Origin of the sequence: Achromobacter sp., from assembly GCF_050285565.1 — a bacterium.
In the GTDB taxonomy this organism is placed as follows: domain Bacteria; phylum Pseudomonadota; class Gammaproteobacteria; order Burkholderiales; family Burkholderiaceae_B; genus Achromobacter.
Window position 1 is genome coordinate 21,773 of record NZ_JBLZXG010000016.1, and the last position, 16,948, is coordinate 38,720.

17 protein-coding genes are annotated in these 16,948 nt (G+C 68.4%); 12 read left to right on the forward strand and 5 right to left on the reverse strand.

Annotated features, from left to right (window positions below):
* The first annotated feature begins 1 nt into the window (after position 1).
* From ACN6O8_RS25540 to ACN6O8_RS25590, 11 genes are all read left to right on the forward strand, one after another.
* Positions 2-1,366, forward strand: a complete 1,365-nt coding sequence (locus tag ACN6O8_RS25540) for an NtaA/DmoA family FMN-dependent monooxygenase (RefSeq protein ID WP_427993759.1) — start codon at positions 2-4, stop codon at positions 1,364-1,366.
* 35 nt (positions 1,367-1,401) lie between these two features.
* Complete coding sequence (locus ACN6O8_RS25545; RefSeq protein ID WP_427993760.1) at positions 1,402-2,625, forward strand: acyl-CoA dehydrogenase family protein; 1,224 nt, start codon at positions 1,402-1,404, stop codon at positions 2,623-2,625.
* Between the two features lie 14 nt (positions 2,626-2,639).
* Positions 2,640-4,058, forward strand: a complete 1,419-nt coding sequence (locus ACN6O8_RS25550; RefSeq protein ID WP_427993761.1) for an LLM class flavin-dependent oxidoreductase — start codon at positions 2,640-2,642, stop codon at positions 4,056-4,058.
* Complete coding sequence (locus ACN6O8_RS25555; RefSeq protein WP_427993762.1) at positions 4,055-5,191, forward strand: LLM class flavin-dependent oxidoreductase; 1,137 nt, start codon at positions 4,055-4,057, stop codon at positions 5,189-5,191. Before ACN6O8_RS25550 ends, ACN6O8_RS25555 begins: the two co-directional genes overlap by 4 nt.
* Positions 5,192-5,386: 195 nt before the next feature.
* Entirely contained in the window at positions 5,387-6,541 is a 1,155-nt protein-coding gene (locus tag ACN6O8_RS25560; RefSeq protein WP_427993763.1) for an ABC transporter substrate-binding protein, read from the forward strand.
* A gap of 19 nt (positions 6,542-6,560) precedes the next feature.
* Complete coding sequence (locus ACN6O8_RS25565) at positions 6,561-8,438, forward strand: ABC transporter permease (protein WP_427993764.1); 1,878 nt, start codon at positions 6,561-6,563, stop codon at positions 8,436-8,438.
* Positions 8,438-9,301, forward strand: a complete 864-nt coding sequence (locus tag ACN6O8_RS25570; RefSeq protein WP_427993765.1) for an ABC transporter ATP-binding protein — start codon at positions 8,438-8,440, stop codon at positions 9,299-9,301. Before ACN6O8_RS25565 ends, ACN6O8_RS25570 begins: the two co-directional genes overlap by 1 nt.
* Before the next feature lie 4 nt (positions 9,302-9,305).
* Positions 9,306-10,040: an ABC transporter ATP-binding protein gene (locus ACN6O8_RS25575; RefSeq protein ID WP_427993766.1), complete on the forward strand. Its 735-nt coding sequence runs from the start codon at positions 9,306-9,308 to the stop codon at positions 10,038-10,040.
* Positions 10,037-11,764, forward strand: a complete 1,728-nt coding sequence (locus ACN6O8_RS25580) for an FAD-binding protein (protein WP_427993767.1) — start codon at positions 10,037-10,039, stop codon at positions 11,762-11,764. The genes ACN6O8_RS25575 and ACN6O8_RS25580 overlap by 4 nt, the downstream gene beginning before the upstream one ends.
* Positions 11,764-12,132, forward strand: coding sequence for a 2Fe-2S iron-sulfur cluster-binding protein (locus tag ACN6O8_RS25585; protein ID WP_427993768.1), 369 nt, complete (start codon positions 11,764-11,766; stop codon positions 12,130-12,132). The genes ACN6O8_RS25580 and ACN6O8_RS25585 overlap by 1 nt, the downstream gene beginning before the upstream one ends.
* Positions 12,133-12,154: 22 nt before the next feature.
* Positions 12,155-12,715 carry a winged helix DNA-binding protein gene (locus ACN6O8_RS25590; protein WP_427993769.1) on the forward strand — a complete coding sequence of 187 codons (561 nt, stop codon included), beginning with the start codon at positions 12,155-12,157 and terminating at the stop codon, positions 12,713-12,715.
* 33 nt (positions 12,716-12,748) lie between these two features.
* On the opposite strand, the gene ACN6O8_RS25595 is transcribed toward ACN6O8_RS25590, so the two are convergent.
* From ACN6O8_RS25595 to ACN6O8_RS25605, 3 genes are all read right to left on the reverse strand, one after another.
* Positions 12,749-13,351 (reverse strand): LysE/ArgO family amino acid transporter, encoded by a 603-nt coding sequence (locus ACN6O8_RS25595; protein ID WP_427993770.1) that lies wholly within the window; start codon positions 13,349-13,351, stop codon positions 12,749-12,751.
* A gap of 115 nt (positions 13,352-13,466) precedes the next feature.
* Positions 13,467-13,718: a hypothetical protein gene (locus ACN6O8_RS25600; RefSeq protein WP_427993771.1), complete on the reverse strand. Its 252-nt coding sequence runs from the start codon at positions 13,716-13,718 to the stop codon at positions 13,467-13,469.
* 219 nt (positions 13,719-13,937) lie between these two features.
* A complete protein-coding gene (locus ACN6O8_RS25605) occupies positions 13,938-14,162 on the reverse strand; it encodes a YdcH family protein (protein WP_054428352.1) in 225 nt (74 codons plus the stop codon).
* A 259-nt stretch (positions 14,163-14,421) separates the two neighbouring features.
* Here ACN6O8_RS25605 and ACN6O8_RS25610 point away from each other — a divergent pair, with 259 nt between their 5' ends.
* On the forward strand, positions 14,422-15,567 hold the full coding sequence (locus ACN6O8_RS25610; protein ID WP_427993772.1) for a sterol desaturase family protein: 1,146 nt from the start codon (positions 14,422-14,424) through the stop codon (positions 15,565-15,567).
* A gap of 10 nt (positions 15,568-15,577) precedes the next feature.
* On the opposite strand, the gene ACN6O8_RS25615 is transcribed toward ACN6O8_RS25610, so the two are convergent.
* Positions 15,578-16,306 (reverse strand): anti-sigma factor, encoded by a 729-nt coding sequence (locus ACN6O8_RS25615; RefSeq protein WP_427993773.1) that lies wholly within the window; start codon positions 16,304-16,306, stop codon positions 15,578-15,580.
* The gene (locus ACN6O8_RS25620) at positions 16,303-16,872 is read right to left on the reverse strand and encodes a sigma-70 family RNA polymerase sigma factor (protein ID WP_427993774.1); all 570 of its coding nucleotides are present in this window, start codon (positions 16,870-16,872) and stop codon (positions 16,303-16,305) included. The genes ACN6O8_RS25615 and ACN6O8_RS25620 overlap by 4 nt, the downstream gene beginning before the upstream one ends.
* Positions 16,873-16,948: the final 76 nt, after the last annotated feature.

Sequence of the window (16,948 nt, forward strand, 5' to 3'; positions counted from 1 at the left end):
CATGGCCAACAAGAAAATCATCTATAACGCATTCACGCAGTTCACGTTGTCGCATCAGGCACATGGCCAGTGGCGCCGCCCGGAGGCGGCCGCCCAGCGCAACTTTTCGCGCTTCGCGCCCTGGGTGCGGCTGGCGCGCACGGCCGAGCGCGCGGGCCTGGACACGATCTTCTTTGCCGACACCATCGGCGTCTACGACGTCTACCGCAACGGCTGGGAAGCGGCCGCGCGCGAGGGCATGCAGTTCCCGGCGAACGACCCGGCCAGCCTGGTGTCGGCGTTGGCCTATGCCACCGAGCATCTCGGCTTCATCGTGACGAGTTCGATCCTGCAGGATCATCCGTTCCAATTCGCCCGCAAACTGTCCACGCTGGATCACCTGAGCGAGGGACGGGTGGGCTGGAACATCGTGACCAGCTACCTCGATAACGCCGCCCGCAACTTCGGCCAGCCGCGGCTCGCGGCCCACGACGACCGCTACGCCTGGGCCGAGGAGTACACCGAGGTCGTGTACAAGCTCTGGGAGGCCAGTTGGCAGGACGATGCGGTGCTGGCCGACGGGGCCGCGGGCGTCTATGCCGACCCGGCCCGCATCCACGCGATCCATCACGAAGGTCCGCGCTATCGCGTCGAGGGACCGCACCTGCCGCAACCGTCGCCGCAGCGCACGCCGTTGCTGGCGCAGGCTGGCGCGTCCGGCGCGGGACGGGCGTTCGCCGCGCGCCATGCCGAGATGACCTTCCTGCCGGCCATCACGCCCGCGGCGGCCGCGAGCGACATCGCCGACCTGGACGCGCGGCTCGCCGCGGCGGGCCGGCGCAAGGGCGATCTCAAATACGTGGTCGGGCTGCATCCCATCATCGGCAGCACCGACGCCGAAGCCCGGGTGCGCTACGAGGAGTTCCTGCACTGGCGCAGCGAAGCGGGGTATCTGGCGCATGCCTCGGGCAGCATCGGCTTCGATCTGTCGGTGATCGACCCCGACACGCCGCTGGCCGACGTGAAGTCGGAGTACGTGCAGGGCGGCATCCGCGCCGTCATCGACGCCGAACCCGACAAGCAGGCCCGCTTCGGCGATGTGCTGCGCCAGCGCCTGAACAAGGCGGCGCCAGGTACGCCCGAACAGATCGCCGATACGATCGGCGCCTGGGTCGAGGCGGGCGTGGATGGCTTCAATCTCATCCCGGTCACCCTGCCCGATTGGTTCGACCTGTTCGCCGACGAGGTCGTGCCGGTCCTGCGCAAGCGCGGACTGATCCAGACCCGCTACCGCGAGGGGACCCTGCGCGAGAAGCTGTTCGGCGCCGCGCCCACTTTGCCCGACCGCCATCCGGCCCGTCGCCTGCGCCCGTGGGCGCAGGCCTGAGCGGGGCGACGGTTTCTCTTTCTACAGGAAACATCATGTCCGACGACCTTCCTTCCGATCGGGCGCTCGCCGAGCGCTTCCGACCGGTCTTCGCACGCATTGCCGAGGGAGCGGTTCAGCGCGACGTCGACCGCGAACTGGCCCATGACGCGATTCGCTGGCTGGCCGAGGCCGGCTTCGGCGCCTTGCGCGTGCCGCGCGAGCACGGCGGCCTCGGCGCCAGCGTTGAGCAGCACTACGACTTGCTGATCGAGCTCGGCGAAGCGGATTCCAACCTGCCGCAAGCGCTGCGTTCGCACTTCGGGTTTATCGAGCGCCTGTATGCCGAGGTTGATCCCGCCTTGCATGCGCCGTGGCTGCGCCTGATCGCCGACGGCGCCATCTTCGGCAACGCGACGACCGAGCGCGGCGATCACGCGCTCGGCCAGCTCGACACCGTGGTGCGCCAGACGCCGCAAGGCTGGCGCCTCACGGGCGAGAAGTTCTACAGCACCGGCAGTCTCTATGCCGACTGGATTCAGGTGAGCGCACGCCGCGAAGGCAGCGCCCCGGCGCCCGACGGTCATCAGACCTTCGTGCTGGTGCCGGCGCGCGCGCCGGGCGTGACGCGGGTGGACGACTGGACCGGCTTTGGCCAGCGCCTGAGCGCGTCCGGCACCACCCGATTCGAGAATGTGGCGGTCGATCCCGCGCATATTCTGTCGTATTGCCGCCGAGGCGCGACGCCGATGACAGCCGTGTTCCAACTGACGCATCTGGCCACGCTGGCCGGCATCGCGCGGGCGATCGTGCGCGAGACCGCCGCATTCGTGCGGCCGCGCAAGCGGGTGTTCAGCCATGGCGTGGGGCAGGTGCCCGCCGAGGATCCTCTGGTGCAGCAGGTGGTGGGCCAGCTTTCAGCCACCGCCTTCACCGCGACGGCGGCGGTGCGGGCGGTGGCGCGCACCCTTGGGGCGGCTGACCGTGTCCGGCAGCGCGAGGGCCGCCTGCCCGAAGACCTGCTGGTGCAGGCCGAAATCGAGACCGCCCAGGCGCAGGTGGGCCTGGTCGATGCGGTGCTGACGGCCGGCACGCGCCTCTTCGATGTCGGCGGCGCGTCAGCGCTGCTGGAATCGCGCGCACTCGATCGTCATTGGCGCAACGCGCGCACGCTGGCATCGCACAACCCCACGCCGCACAAGGCGCGGCTGTTGGGCGACCACGCCATCAACGGCACCGGGCCGTCTTTCTACTGGACCGTCGGCACACGCGCCGCTTGAGGAGGCTCCAACCCATGTCTGCTTCGCCCCTGATTCTCAATGGCTTCATCATGAACGTGGTGGGGCACGTGTCCGCCGGGCTCTGGCGCCATCCCGCCGACCGCGCCACCGAATACACCCAACTGGACTACTGGCTGCATATCGCGCGCCTGCTCGACGAGGCCGGCTTCGATTCGCTCTTTATCGCCGATGCGTTGGGCCAGCTCGACGTTTACGGCGGCAGCGCCGACACTGCCTTGCGCACGGCGGCGCAGACGCCGGTCAACGACCCCTTGCTGCTGGTGTCCGCCATCGCCGCCGCGACCCGTCATTTGTCGGTCGGCGTGACCGTGTCCACGACCTACGAGCATCCGTATCTGCTCGCGCGCAAGTTCACGACCCTGGATCACCTGAGCGGCGGCCGAGTGGCCTGGAATGTGGTGACCTCCGTCCTCGAATCGGCCGCGCGCAACCTCGGCCTTGCGCAGCAAATGGACCACGACGAGCGCTACGACCGCGCGCAGGAGTTCCTCGACGTGACCTACAAGCTCTGGGAGGGCTCGTGGGAGGACGGCGCGCTTGTGCGGGATCGCGCACGCGGCGTGCATGTCGATCCCGCGCGCGTGCATCCCATCGACCATGCCGGCAAGTACTTCACCGTGCCGGGCGCGCACCTGAGCCAGCCCAGCGTGCAACGCACGCCGGTGATTTTCCAGGCCGGCACGTCGCCGCGCGGACGCGAGTTCGCGGCTCGCAATGCGGAGGTTGTGTTCCTGGGCGGCGCCCGCGCGGCAGACATCCGCGAAAGCGTGGCGCAGATCCGCCAGCGCGCGGTGGCGCTGGGACGCGCGCCGGACGCGATCCGCTTTGTCACGGCGGTCACGGTCGTCACGGACGCGACGGCGCAGGCCGCGCAGCGCAAGCATGAAGACTTGCTGCGCTACACCGACGAAGACGCCGCGCTGGCGCTGTTCTCGGCCTGGACCGGGGTGGACTGGTCGCGGTTCGACCGCGACCAGCCGCTCGAATACATCGAAACCAACGCCGGCCGTTCAGCCTTGCGCAACTTCACGCGGATCGACGCGGACCGCCGCTGGACGGTGGGCGATGTGGCGCGCTATATCGGCATCGGTGGCCTGCATCCCACGTTCGTCGGGGATCCGGTCACGGTCAGCGATGCGCTTGAGCATTACGCGGACGAAGCGGGCGTGGACGGCTTTAACATCGCTTATGCGGTCAGCCCGGGCAGTTTCGAAGATTTCGTGACGCACATCGTGCCGGAGCTGCGCCGCCGCGGCCGCCTGGCCGAACGCCCGGCCCAGCCCTTGACTCTGCGCGAGCGCTTGCAGGGCACGGGCCAACGCCGCTTGCGCGACGATCATCCGGGCGCGGCCTTCCGCGATTTGCGCGCCGCCGGCGCGCGCGGTGCGCACACGGCGCAGGCAACGCCATGAGTCTGCACCTGCACTGGTATCTGCCGACCAACGGCGACAGCCGCGGAATCACCGGGTCGGGCGACGACTCCCATCGCATCGCGGGCACGGCCGGGGCGTTTCGGCGTCCGACGCTGGCTTACTTCAAGCAGGTGGCTCAGGCCGCGCAGAGCCTGGGCTTCGAGGCGCTGCTGACCCCCACGGGCACGTGGTGCGAGGACGCCTGGATCGCCGCGGCCGCGTTGTCTCAGCACGTGGAACGCCTGAAGTTCCTGGTCGCGTTCCGGCCAGGCTTCATCTCGCCCACGCTGGCGGCGCATCAGGCGGGCACGTTCCAGCGCCTGACGAACGGGCGCCTGCTGATCAACATCGTGACGGGCGGCGATCCCGTCGAGCAGCGCCGCTTCGGAGACCACGCTGACCATGGCCAGCGCTACGCTCGCACGGGCGAATTCCTCTCGGTGTTTCGCGGCCTTGGCGCGCGCGCCGGCAGCGGCGAGACGCTGGACTTCAACGGTGAGCACTATCGCATCGAGGCGGCGCATCTGGACGCCGCGCCGGCGGGCGCGCCGCCCGTCTTCTTCGGCGGGGCGAGCCCCGCGGCCGAGCTGGTGGCCGCGCGCCACGCGGACGTCTACCTCGCGTGGGGCGAGACGCCCGCGCAGATTGCCGAACGCGTGGCGCGCGTGCGCGCGCTGGCCCAAGCGCAGGGACGAACGCTGGCTTTCGGGATACGCCTGCACGTCATCAGCCGCGATACCGAGGCGGCCGCGTGGGCCCAGGCGGACGGTCTGCTCGCCGGGCTGGATCCCGCGCGCGTGCGGCAGGCGCAAGCCCTGTTCGCGCGCACCGAATCGGTGGGGCAGCAGCGCATGACGGCGTTGGTGTCGGGCTGGCAGGCCGGCCGCGACGCGCGCGCGCTAGAGGTCTCGCCGAATCTGTGGGCGGGCTATGGCCTGGTGCGCGGCGGGGCCGGCACGGCGCTCGTCGGCAGCCATGCGCAGGTCGCCGACCGCATCGCTGAATACCATGCGCTGGGGCTGACCCACTTCATCCTGTCGGGCCAGCCGCACATTGAAGAAGCCTATTGGTTCGCCGAGGGCGCTGGCGCCGTGTTGCGCGAGCGGGGGCTCTGGCGGCCGGCCTGCGACTGACCGCGGGCATGAGCAGTACAAGCGCGCACGCCTGTCTGCCTGGCAGAGACGGTCGACTGCATCGCGCTTGCCTCGGGCATGTCTCGGCGTGATTCCGTCACTAGCTTATTGCTATTAATACGTTAGTGTTTTGTCGGTAAAAAGTTAATGTTTCGACCTTCATGTCAGCGTGGCATGGCGGCCTGCATACACGTCATGGCCGAGGCTGCCGCGCCCATCCATCCCGAGGTCGCAACCATGTCCCGTCGTTATTACCGTCCGCTGATCGCAGCGCTGTCTTCCCTCTTTAGCGCTTGCGCGCTGGCCGCGGATCCCGTCGGCATTGGCTTCTTTTCGCACCTGTCCGGCAACTTCGCGCAGTACGGCATCAGCTTCCAGGAAGGCGTGGAGCTGTACCTGGACGATGTGAAGGCCGCGGGCGGAATCGAAGGACGGCCGGTGAAACTGGTGGTGGAGGACGACAGGAATTCGCCGCAGGAGGCCGCGACGGTGGCGCGCAAGATTGCCGAGACGCCGGGCGTGGTGCTGGCCATCGGCTCCTGGTCGACGACCGCGTCGGTGGCGGCCGCGCCGATTTTCGCCGAGGCAAAGATCCCGCAGATCAGCCCGACCGCGTCGCATCCCGACTATTCCAAGCTGAGCGAATACCAGTTCCGCCAGAACAACACGGACGACGTGCTGGCCCAGTACAACGCCGACACCATCCAGAAGCAGCTCAAGGCCAAGACCGTCGTCATTCCGTACTCGCAGGATGACTGGGGCCTGTACACCGGCAAGGCCACGGCCGCCGCCATTGTCAAGGGCGGTGGCCAGGTGCTGCTGAGCGAGGCAGTGGTGGCGGGCGCCAAGGACTTCCGCCCGCTGGTGAGCAAGATCAAGTCGCTCAAGCCGGAAGGCATATTCCTGGCGTTGCCCTACCAGGAGGCGTCGATCTTCCTGCAGCAATTGCGCCAGGCGGGCGTGGATATTCCCGTGGGCGGCGGCATTCCGCTGACCTCGCCCAAGTTCCTGGAACTCAGCGGCAAGGCGGCCGAGGGCGTCGAACTGCACACGCTGTTCTTCGCGGGCAATCCCAAGACCGCGGCGTTCACCGAGGCGTACCGGAAGAAGTACAACCGCGCGCCCGACCAGTTCGCCGCGCTCGCCTATGACGCCACTGGCGTGGGAGTGGCGGCCATCCGCCGCGTGATCCAGTCTGGCAAGCCGCTGACCGGCCAGGCCGTGCGCGACGAGCTGGCCAGCGGCCCGGCCTACCAGGGCATCACCGGCGTGACCCAGTACCAGAACGGCAACGTCCGCAAGGACCCGGTGTTCATCAAGGTTCGTAACGGCCAGTTCCAGCTCGACTGACCAGACCCGCGGAACGCTCATGGAACTGTTCTTCAGCCAGGTGCTCAACGGCCTGGCCATCGGTCAGGTGTATGCCCTGATCGCGCTAGGCTTCTCGCTGGTGTTCGGCGTCGCCAATCTGATCAACTTCGCGCAGGGCGCGCTGTTCATGCTGGGCGCCTTCCTGGCCTTCACCGGCGTGTCCGTCCTGGGCCTGCCGCTGTGGCTGGCGGCGCTCCTGTCAGTCCTGGCCACCGCCGTGATGGGCATGCTGCTCGAACGCGTGGCCCTGCGGCCGTTGGAGAACGCGCCGTATATCGCGCCGCTGCTCTCGACGCTGGCGATCAGCATGGTGATCGACCAGGCCGCGGAAATCGTGTGGTCGCCTGAAGGGCAGGCGTTCCCGCCGCCCTATGAGGAGACGACTTACTTTGTGGGCGGCGCCTATATCGGCAGCACGGATATCCTGATCTTCGTGTTCGGACTGGCGGCGACGGCCGCGTTGACCTGGTTCCTGCGGGGCACCTGGACGGGCAGGAGCCTGCGCGCGACGGCGCAGGATCGCGACGCGGCTTCCCAGTTGGGCGTGCGCACGGGGCAGGTCAAGCAGCTTGCCTTTGGCTTGGCCGGCGCGCTGGGCGCGTTGAGCGGAATCCTGGTCGCGCTGTACTTCAAGAGTGTGTCTGCGCAGATGGGCCTGCCGTTTGGCCTGAAAGGCTTTGCCGCCGCGTTGCTCGGTGGTCTGTCCAGCATCCCTGGCGCGGTCGTGGGCGGCTTGCTGCTCGGCGTGGCCGAGACCCTGGCCAGCGCCTATCTGGGTGAAGGCTACCGGGACCTGGTGGCCTATGCGCTGCTGCTCCTGTTTCTGCTGGTCCGGCCGCAGGGGTTGCTGGGCGACCGCCGCCTCGAGGCGCTGGGCGGCGTGTCCGGCGCGGCGGGGCCGATGCCCACCACCAGTCTGCTGGCCTCATCGTCGAGCCAGCGCGCGGCCTGGCGCACCTTCAGGCTGCCGCCCTGGGGGTATCTGGCGGCGGGGCTGCTGTTCGCGCTGTTGCCGCTTCTCACGCATAGCGGTTATGTGTTGCAGGCGTTCGCCTACGCCTTGATCTTTGCCCTGCTGGCGGCCAGCGTCACGCTGGTGTCAGGGGCGCTGGGCGTGCTGTCGCTGGGCCACGCCGCCTTTTACGGCGTGGGGGCCTACGCCGTGGCGATCCTGGCCAAGCAGTATGGCTGGCCGGCAGAAGCCGCGCTGCCCGCCGCCGCCTTGCTGACCGCCGTCGTGGCGGTGGCGGCGGCGTTGCCGCTGCGCAAGCTGGGCGGGCATACCGCCGCGCTGGGTACGCTGGCGATCGGCCAGGTCGGCTTTCTGATCTTCATGACGTGGATCGACCTGACGCGGGGGCCGATGGGCATGCCCGGAATCCCCGCGCCGCGCCTGGCCCTGGCCGGCGACTTCCGGCTGGGAGGCATCGCGCACAAGTACTGGCTGGTGGTGGCGGTGACGGCGGTCGGGCTTTGCCTGGCCGAGCGCCTGCTGCGATCGGATATTGGCCGGGCATGGCGCGGCATCCGCGAGGATCGGCTGGCGGCGCACACGAGCGGGTTGCCCGTGCTGCGCTACCTGCTGATGGCGTTTGCGGTGTCGGGCGCGCTGGCCGGCCTGGCGGGCGGATTGTTCGCCTATGTGCAGACCGTGGTCAGCCCCGACAGCTTCTCGGTTCAGGCCTCGTTGCTGTTGCTGGCGATGGCGGTGCTGGGCGGCCTGGGCAATCTGTCGGGCGCGGCGGCGGCGGCCATCGTGCTGACCTTGCTGCCGGAACTGCTGAGGCCGTTCGCGCAATGGCGCATGATCGCCTATGGCGTGCTGTTGCTGCTGATGCTGCGGTGGCGGCCCCAGGGCCTCCTGGGAGCGCACTGATGACTGCGGCAAAGACGGCATCCGCGCCAGGCCTGGCGGCACGGGGCGTGTCGCGCCACTATGCCGGCGTACGCGCTGTGCATGAGGTCAGCTTCCACTTGCAGCCGGGACAGACGCTGGCGCTGATCGGCCCCAATGGCGCCGGCAAATCCACGCTGATACAGCTGCTGAGCGGCGTCACCCGGCCCAGCGCCGGGACTATCTCGCTGGACGGCAGGCGCATCGATCACCTGCCGCCCGAGCGCATCTGCCGCTTGGGGCTGGGGCGCAGCTTTCAGACGTCGAGGGTGTTTCCCGCGTTGACCGTCTGGGAGAGCGTTTTGCTGGGCACGCAGGCGTCCGCCTTGCGCACCGCGCGCGCAGGGCTGCTGGATCCGCTGTCGGAGGCCGTGGGCGCGATGCTGCGCACGCGCGGCTGGCGGCGCCGCGATCAGGCGCAGCGCGAGCGCGCGGAACATGCCTTGCGCCTGTTCGGCGACCGCCTATGGCAGCGCCGCGATGCGCCGGCCTATAGCCTGTCTTACGCGAACCGCCGCCGGCTGGAGCTGGCGCGCGTGCTGGCGGGGGAACCGCGCTACGTCCTGCTGGACGAGCCCGCCGCGGGCATGAACCCCACGGAAACCGGCGAGCTGACCGAACTGCTGCTGACCTTGCGCCGTACCCACCCGGCGTTGGGCCTGCTGGTGGTCGAGCACAAGTTGTCGCTGGTGCGGCAGGTGGCCGACCATCTGGTGGTGCTGAACCAGGGGCAGGTGCTGGCGGCGGGCGCGCCCGCCCAGACCCTGGACGATCCGGCGGTGATCGAGGCTTATCTTGGACGGGTCAGGACCCGTCCGGCGGAATCGGATGCGCATCTTGGCTGACACAGTGGCTTCAATCGCGGCGCCAGCGCCGCTGCTCGCCGTCCGCGATCTGGACGTGCACTACGGCGCGGTGCAGGCCCTGTTCGGCGTCTCGCTGCAGGTGCGGCCGGGCGAAGTCGTCGCGGTGCTGGGCGGCAACGCCTGCGGCAAGTCGACCACGCTCAAGACCGTGCTGGGCCTGGTCAAGCCAACGGCCGGTTCGATCCATCTGCGCGGCGAGCCCATCCACGGGCAGGCGCCCGCGGACGTGATTGCGCAAGGCGTGGCCAGCGTTCCCGAGGGGCGGCGGGTCTTTCCCGAAATGAGCGTGCAGGAAAACCTGCTGATGGGCGCCTGGCCCCGGCGCGCGGACCGGGCCGAGGTCGCAGCGGATCTGGCGCGCGTCTTCGACAGTTTTCCACGGCTTGCCGAGCGTCGCCGGCAATTGGCGGGCACCCTGTCCGGCGGCGAGCAGCAGATGCTCGCGCTAGGCCGCGCGTGGCTGCGGCGGGCGCAGCTGGTGTGCATCGACGAGCCCTCGATGGGTCTGTCGCCAAAATTCGTCGATAGCGTGTACGAGATCCTGTTCCGCTGGAAGGCGGCCGGGCAGACCATCCTGCTGGTGGAGCAGAACGCGCGCATGGCGCTGGAGTTGGCCGACCGTGCCTACGTGCTCCAGCATGGACAACTGGTGACGCAGGGCACGGCCGCGGACCTAGCCGCCGATGCCGCCGTGCGTAGAGCCTATCTGGGGGCATGATGAGCGAACTCGATATCGATACCGACGTCCTGGTCATCGGTGCGGGTGCCGCGGGCATGAGCGCCGCGATCGCGGCGGCGCAGGCAGGCCGTCGCGTGCTGCTGGCCGACCGCAGCCTGATCGGCCGCGGCGGCGCGACCATCATGGCGCAGATGACGGTGGCCGCGGCGCTGGGCGAACAGACCGACGACCATTGGCGCCATCACTATGAAGACACGCTGAAGGCCGGCCGCGGCCTATGCAGCGAACCGTTGGCGCGCCTGCTGTGCGAAGAGGGCGTCGATGCCATCCGCCTGCTGGAAAGCTGGGGCGTGGGCTGGGCCCGCGATCCGGATCATCTGCGCCAGGTACACGCCCCGGGCCACGACCGGCCACGCTGCGTCTACGTTGATTACCTGAACACCGGGCCAGCCGTCGCCAAGACGCTGCGCACCCAGGTGGCGCGCCACGATTCGATCCGCCGCGTCGGCGATCTGTACGTGGTCGACATCCTGGTGCAGGACGGCGCCGCGGCGGGCGCGCTCGCGCTGCACCTGGACAGCGGCCGTGCTGTCGTCATCCGCGCCGGCGCCGTGATCGTCGCCACGGGCGGGTTGACTCGGCTCTATCGGCGCAGCAGCGCATCCGGCAATATGGGGGGCGACGGCTATGCGCTGGCGGCGCGCGCGGGGGCCCGGCTGATCGACATGGAATTCGTGCAGTTCTTTCCGATCGGCCACCTGGCGCCTCGGCTCGTCGGCCTGGACCCGATCATGTGGGATCCGTTCCGCTACAAGCTGGGCGGTGAGCTGCTGAACGGACGGGGCGAACCGTTCGTCGGCAACTACGACAGCGCCTCGCAGGAAACGCCGCGCTATGTCGTCACGCGCGACGCCGCCACCTACGCCATCACCAAGGAGGTGGCCGCCGGGCGCGGCACGCCGGCGGGTGGCGCTTATCTCAGTTTTCGCCATGTGCCGGCGGCGCAATTGCGCGCGGCCTTCGGCCCCATCATCGACACGCTGGCGCAGAACGGCATAGACCTGACGCGCGACATGGTCGAGGTGGCGCCGATTGCCCACTATCACATGGGCGGCGTGCGCGTCGGCCTGGATATGCAGTCGGACGTGCCGCGCCTGTTCGCGGCAGGCGAGGCGGTGGGCGGGGCGAATGGCGCCAACCGGCTGTCGGGCAATGCGATTACCGAGGCGCTGGCGTTCGGTCTGCGCGCCGGGCGCAGCGCGGCCGCCGCGGCGCGGACGGCGCCCGGCATCGCGCTGGCGCAATTGCGCCAGGCCGGGCGGGACGCTATCGCGGCGCTGGAACGGGACGATACGCGCAAGGCGCCGCCCAATGCCGCGGCGCTGCTGCGGCGCCTGCAGGACACCATGCAGGCCGATGTCGGGCCATTTCGAACGCGATCCGGATTGCTGAGGGCGCAGACGCGGTTGTGCGCGCTGCGCGACGCATTGGGCGAGGCGCTTTCGGGCCGCGCCGCGCCGCACGACGCGCGCCGCATCGACTGCCTGGATCTGCGCAGCATGCTGCTGGTCGCGCAGGCCGTGGTGGAATCGGCGCTGGCGCGCGAGGAAAGCCGCGGTGCGCACCAGCGCGAAGACTTTCCCGGCCTGGATCCGGCGTGGCAAGTGAACCAGACCGTGGCGCTGGACGCGGGCCAATGGCGCCTGGCGCAACAACCGGTCTGGACCGCGCCGCCGGGCTGGGAACTTGAAGGAGCCGCATAGTGGCAAACGCAATCGAATCCGTATCGGTGGTCACGCTGTCGATACGGCGCGGACAGGCCGACGGCCAGTCGCGCTACGACCGTTACGAGGTGCCTGCCGGGCAGGCCGCGTCCTTGCTGGACGCGTTGCGCTGGATCCGCGAGCACCAGGACGACAGCCTGGCCTTTCGCTACGCCTGTATCAACGCCAATGCCTGCAAGGAATGCATGGTGCAGCTGGATGGTAAGGTGGTCTATGCCTGCGTGGCGCGGCCGGTGGCCGGACATGCGCATGTGGTCGAGCCGTTGCCGAACAAGGCGCGGCTGCGCGATCTGGTGACGGCGATCGCGCCGGCCAAGGAAAGGCTGCTGCCCCATGAACGGGACTGATGGCCATCAACGGAGCAACGCCTTGAGCAAGCACCGCAACGAAGGGCAAGCAGAGCGCGGCCGGGGAGCCGCTTCCAAGGGCGTGCTGCGGATCCTGTCGGCCGCGCATCTGGCCGAAGGGGCGCATCCCGAACTGTCCGAGCTGGAGTTCGGGATCATCGTGGCCAACAACGCGTTTCAGCGCTGGATCACGCGCTGCATGGCCGCCGCGGGCGCGCAGGAACTGGGGCCCACCGATATCCTGGTGCTGCACCATGTGCACCATCGCGGCCGGGGCAAGCGGCTGATGGACATCTGCTTCACGCTGAACTACGAAGACACGCATGTCGTGAACTATGCGTTGAAGAAGCTCGTGGGGCTGTCGCTGATCGAGGGCGCGCGCGGCGGCAAGGAGGTGTTCTACGCGACCACGGCGGCAGGCGGCGAGCTGCTCGCCCGGTTTCGCGAGGTGCGCAAGGAATGCCTGCTCCAGAGCGTGGACAGCGAGCTGGATGATGCCCAGGAGTTGGCGCGCATCGCCAGCCGCTTGCGTTTTCTGTCCGGCATCTACGATCAGGCGGCGCGCGCCGCGTCGTCGCTATGAGCGCGGCGACATCCGGGCGCCCCGCCCGCGCGCTCAGGGCCGCAGCAGCTTGAACGCGATCACCAGCATGGCCGCGCCGACCAGGCCGTCCAGCACCCGCCAAGCGGTCTGGCTGGCGAATACCGGGCGCAGCAGCCGGGCGCCGAAGCCGAGGGTGAAGAAAAAGGCGAAAGAGGCCGTCACGGCGCCCAGCGCGAAGGCACCCTTGCGGCCCTCGTATTGGCTGGAAATCGAGCCCAGCAAGACCACCGTGTCCAGATAGACGTGGGGATTGAGCCAGGTAAAGCCCAGGCAGGTGAGCAGGGTGGCGCCCAGTCCCGAGGCCTGGCGCGACGAGGGCCTCAGGCTGCCGTGATTGCGCAGCGCGGCGCGCAAGCTGCGCACCGCGTAGGCCAGCAGGAACAGCGCGCCGCCATAGCGCAGCACCGGCTCCAGCCAGGGCATGGCTGTCGACGCCAGGCCGAAGCCGGCCACGCCGGCGCAGATCAGCAGCGCGTCCGACAGCGCGCATACCAGGCAGACGGCAAAGACGTGTTCCTGGCGCAAACCCTGGCGCAGGACGAACGCGTTTTGCGCGCCGATCGCGACGATCAGACTGAGGCTGAGGAAAAAACCGGGAAAAAAGGCGCTGCTCATGTCGTACCCTGAAGCAAGGGCGACAGACTAGCGGCTGCGGCGCGGTTAGAGAATCTAAAGATGCTAATCCATCTTTAGCCGTGCTGAAGCGCCGCCGTGGGGACGGCCGCGGCTCTCAATGGCGCGGGGCGTTCGCCCCAGATTGCAGCTTGTCGAGTTGGGCTCGCAGCGAATCCAGCAAGAGTTGCAGTTGTTCCGAGGTCACGGCATAGACCCGGCCGCGTCCGTTGCGGGCCCCGGCGGTGGGCGACGGATCGGTCAGGAAATCGAGCCGCAGCAGCACGGAGTCGTGTTCCACCAGGGGCATCATGGCCCACCCGGTCACGGGCGAGACGGCTTCGCCCGCCTTGAAATCTCTGTCTTGCACCTTGGATCATCCTCTGCATGCGTCCGGCAACTGGCCGGAGCGCTGGATTTTATTTGTTCAGTTTATTGTCAGCAAGGGGCGGAGAGGCCGGTGAGGGAAAAAAGGGACGAGATCAGTTATATCAGACAACGTCACCTGTCCGCGGTGCTTGCCCGCCAAGACAACAAAAGGCGCCGCGGATGCGGCGCCTAGTTGGGGGAGGATGAGACGAGAAAGGGGTCAGCCGGCGTTCTGATCCGCCGCGCGCAACAAGCTGTATAGCTTGTCCTTGAGCAGCAGTTTTTCCTTTTTCAGGACTTCCACATTGGTATCCGAGGCTGGCACGATGCCTGCCTCCATGTTCTTGATTTCCTGGTCCAGGTCGTTGTGACGCTGGAACAGGGCGGAGAAGTGTCCGTTTTCGGCTTTCAGGCGGGTAATCAGTTGGCGGTACTCAGGGAACATGACGGCCTCTTGCGTGATCCGGTTGAAGGGGGGCTGCGCGGGGCCGGCGGGCCGGCCCGTAAATGAGCTGTCGGTTCCATGACAGCCCAATGGCGCGGCAAAGTCAACCCGCCAGACGGCCAGCGGCAAGCCGGATTTGATGCCACGCAAGGGGGGGCGCCGCGCGCGGTTTCTTGGTCTTATCTTTTCACGTTTGTTTACATGGGCGGTTGGGGGCCGGCGATACACTCGCTTCCCCGTCGTCCGCCATAAAAGTGAAATGAATCTGCGCGTGCCCATCTATCGCCGAGTTCTGGATCTGTTCAAGCAGGACGGCCGCATCCATCCGGGCACCGGCATGATCACAGGGGTTATCGCGCTGTTCCTGGCGATCCTGTCCGTGCTGGGCGTGCTGGCGTTTCACTTTCCGGCCTATCTGACGACCCCGGAGCTGCGCAGCTTCTATACGGTGGACGCGATGCGCACGTTGCTGTTCGCCGCCTTGCTGGCGTCGGGCACCATCGCCCTGACCAATATCGTCTTCGGCCGCCAGCGCTGGCTCAACATCGCCGCGTTCGTGCTGGTGTGCGGCGCGGTCGCCGCCGGCGGCAGCCAGGTGGCGGTGACCTCCTCGAACACCGGCAATCATCCCTACCTGGGCCTGGACTGGTTCATCCTCGACCTGCTGGCCTCCAGCACCGTGTTCATCATCTTCGAGAAGCTGTTCCCGTTGTATCCGGGCCAACCGGTGTTCCGCGGCGAATGGCAGGTGGACATGAAGCACTTCCTGTTCAACCACCTTTCGGTGGGCGCGGTGCTGCTGTGCATCAACTTCTTCGTGCACCGGCTGTTCTCGTGGGCGGCCTACGAGCCGCTGCAGCAGGCCATCCAGTCGCTGCCGTATCTGGCGGAGCTGTTCGTGGCGGTGCTGGTGGCCGACCTGGTGCAATACGCCGCGCACCGCGCGTACCACGAGGTGCCATTCCTGTGGCGCATTCACGCGGTGCATCACAGCACCCGCACGCTCGACTGGCTGGCCGGCTCGCGCCTGCATATCGTCGAACTGCTGATCACGCGGGTGGCGGTGCTGGGCGTGCTGTTCGCGCTGGGTTTTTCCAAACCGGTGCTGGACGCCTACATCATCATCGTCGGCTTCCAGGCGGTGCTGATCCATTCCAATGTCAAACTGCCGTGGGGCTGGCTGCGCTACGTGATCGTGACGCCGGATTTCCACCACTGGCACCATTCGTCCGATACCGAGGCGATCGACAAAAACTACGCGGCGCATCTGTCGTTCATCGACTACCTGTTCGGCACGGCGGTGCGCGGCACCGGCAAGCGCCTGCCCGAGAACTACGGCATTCTGGATAACGACATGCCGGGCACGTTCCTGGCGCAGCAGGCCTACCCGTTCCGCAAGAAGTAGGCCGGCGCGGCTACATCATCTTCACGGCGCGGCCGATGAACTGGATCGGCCCGGTGGGTTTGCCGATCGGCGAGCCGGTGGCGGGCTCCAATGTCAGCTCAAACAGCTGGTTCGGTTCCAGCGGCGGCAACTGTTCGAGCGGGATGCGCACGGGTTCGCCGGGCTTGATCAGCCCTAGTGATACCGGTCCCGCCCAGCCGTCGGCCTTGGTCCAGAACTCCAGGGCGCGGTCGGGCGGCACCTGGACCGCGGCAAGCGGCACCAGTTGCACCTCGCGCTGGCCAGCCCGGGCCTGGACCACCCAGCCCGGCGTCTGCGATTGCGGCGCCACCAGCACCACCATGTACTGCATCGTGGCCGGCGCCTGGGCGGGCCGCAACGCCAGCGTGACCGCCAGGGCCAGGGCCGCCGTCAGGCCGCAGGCGGCGGCGCCGCGCCAGAATCCCAGGTTGTCCCAGAGCCGCGGACGGGCCCGGGCGGGCGCGCGCGCGGGTGCCGCCCGGCGTGCGTCGAGGGTGGCGGCGATGCGCGGCCACAGGCCCGGCGATGGCTCGACCGGCGTCGCCAGCGCGGTCAACGGCAGCAGCCGCTCCTCCCAGCGCGCCACCGCGGCGCGCAGCGCGGCGTCATGGGGCAGGCGGTTTTCGACCTCGCGGCGGCGGTCACCGGGCAAGGTGCCCAGCACGTATTCACCCGCCAGTTCGTCCATGCCTTCCGGCGTTTCGGGTTGCGCGTTCATGCCAGGCACTCCTTCAGCGCCTTCAGGCTGCGCTTGATCCAGGCCTTGACCGTGCCCAGGGGCGCCCCCAGGCGCTGGGCGATTTCGCCATGGGACAGGCCCTCGACATAGGCGTGCAGCAGGCAGTTGCGGCGCACCGGTTCCAGTTGTTCCAGGCACGGGCCGATGCGGCCGGCGCTGTCGCGCCATTCGAAGGCGTCGCGGGTGTCATGCCAGGCCTGCATCGAGTCGCGGATGTCCAGGGCGGCCGCGGTATGGTCGTCCACGCCGGTCTCGCGGCGGTCATCGCGCACCGCGTTCAGCGCCAGATTGCGGGCCACGCTGTAAATCCAGCCGCGCGCCGAGCCGCGGGCGGCCTCGAAGGTGGCCGCCTGCTTCCAGATATTGACGAAGGCGTCATGCACGATGTCTTCCGCCCGCGCGCGGTCGCGCAGGATACGCTGGGCCACGCCCAGCAGGCGCGCGCCCTCCTGGAGGTAGAGCGCCTCCAGTGCCGGCCGGTGGCCGGCCGCGCACGCCCTGAGGGTCGCTTCGTAGTCGAAATCCGGGGCAGGTCTGTTCGGCATGCTCGCGGGAAAGTTGAGCCCGGGCGCGGCGCGGGCGGCGGATGGGGGCATCTTACTGGAGTTCCACCGCCCGCAT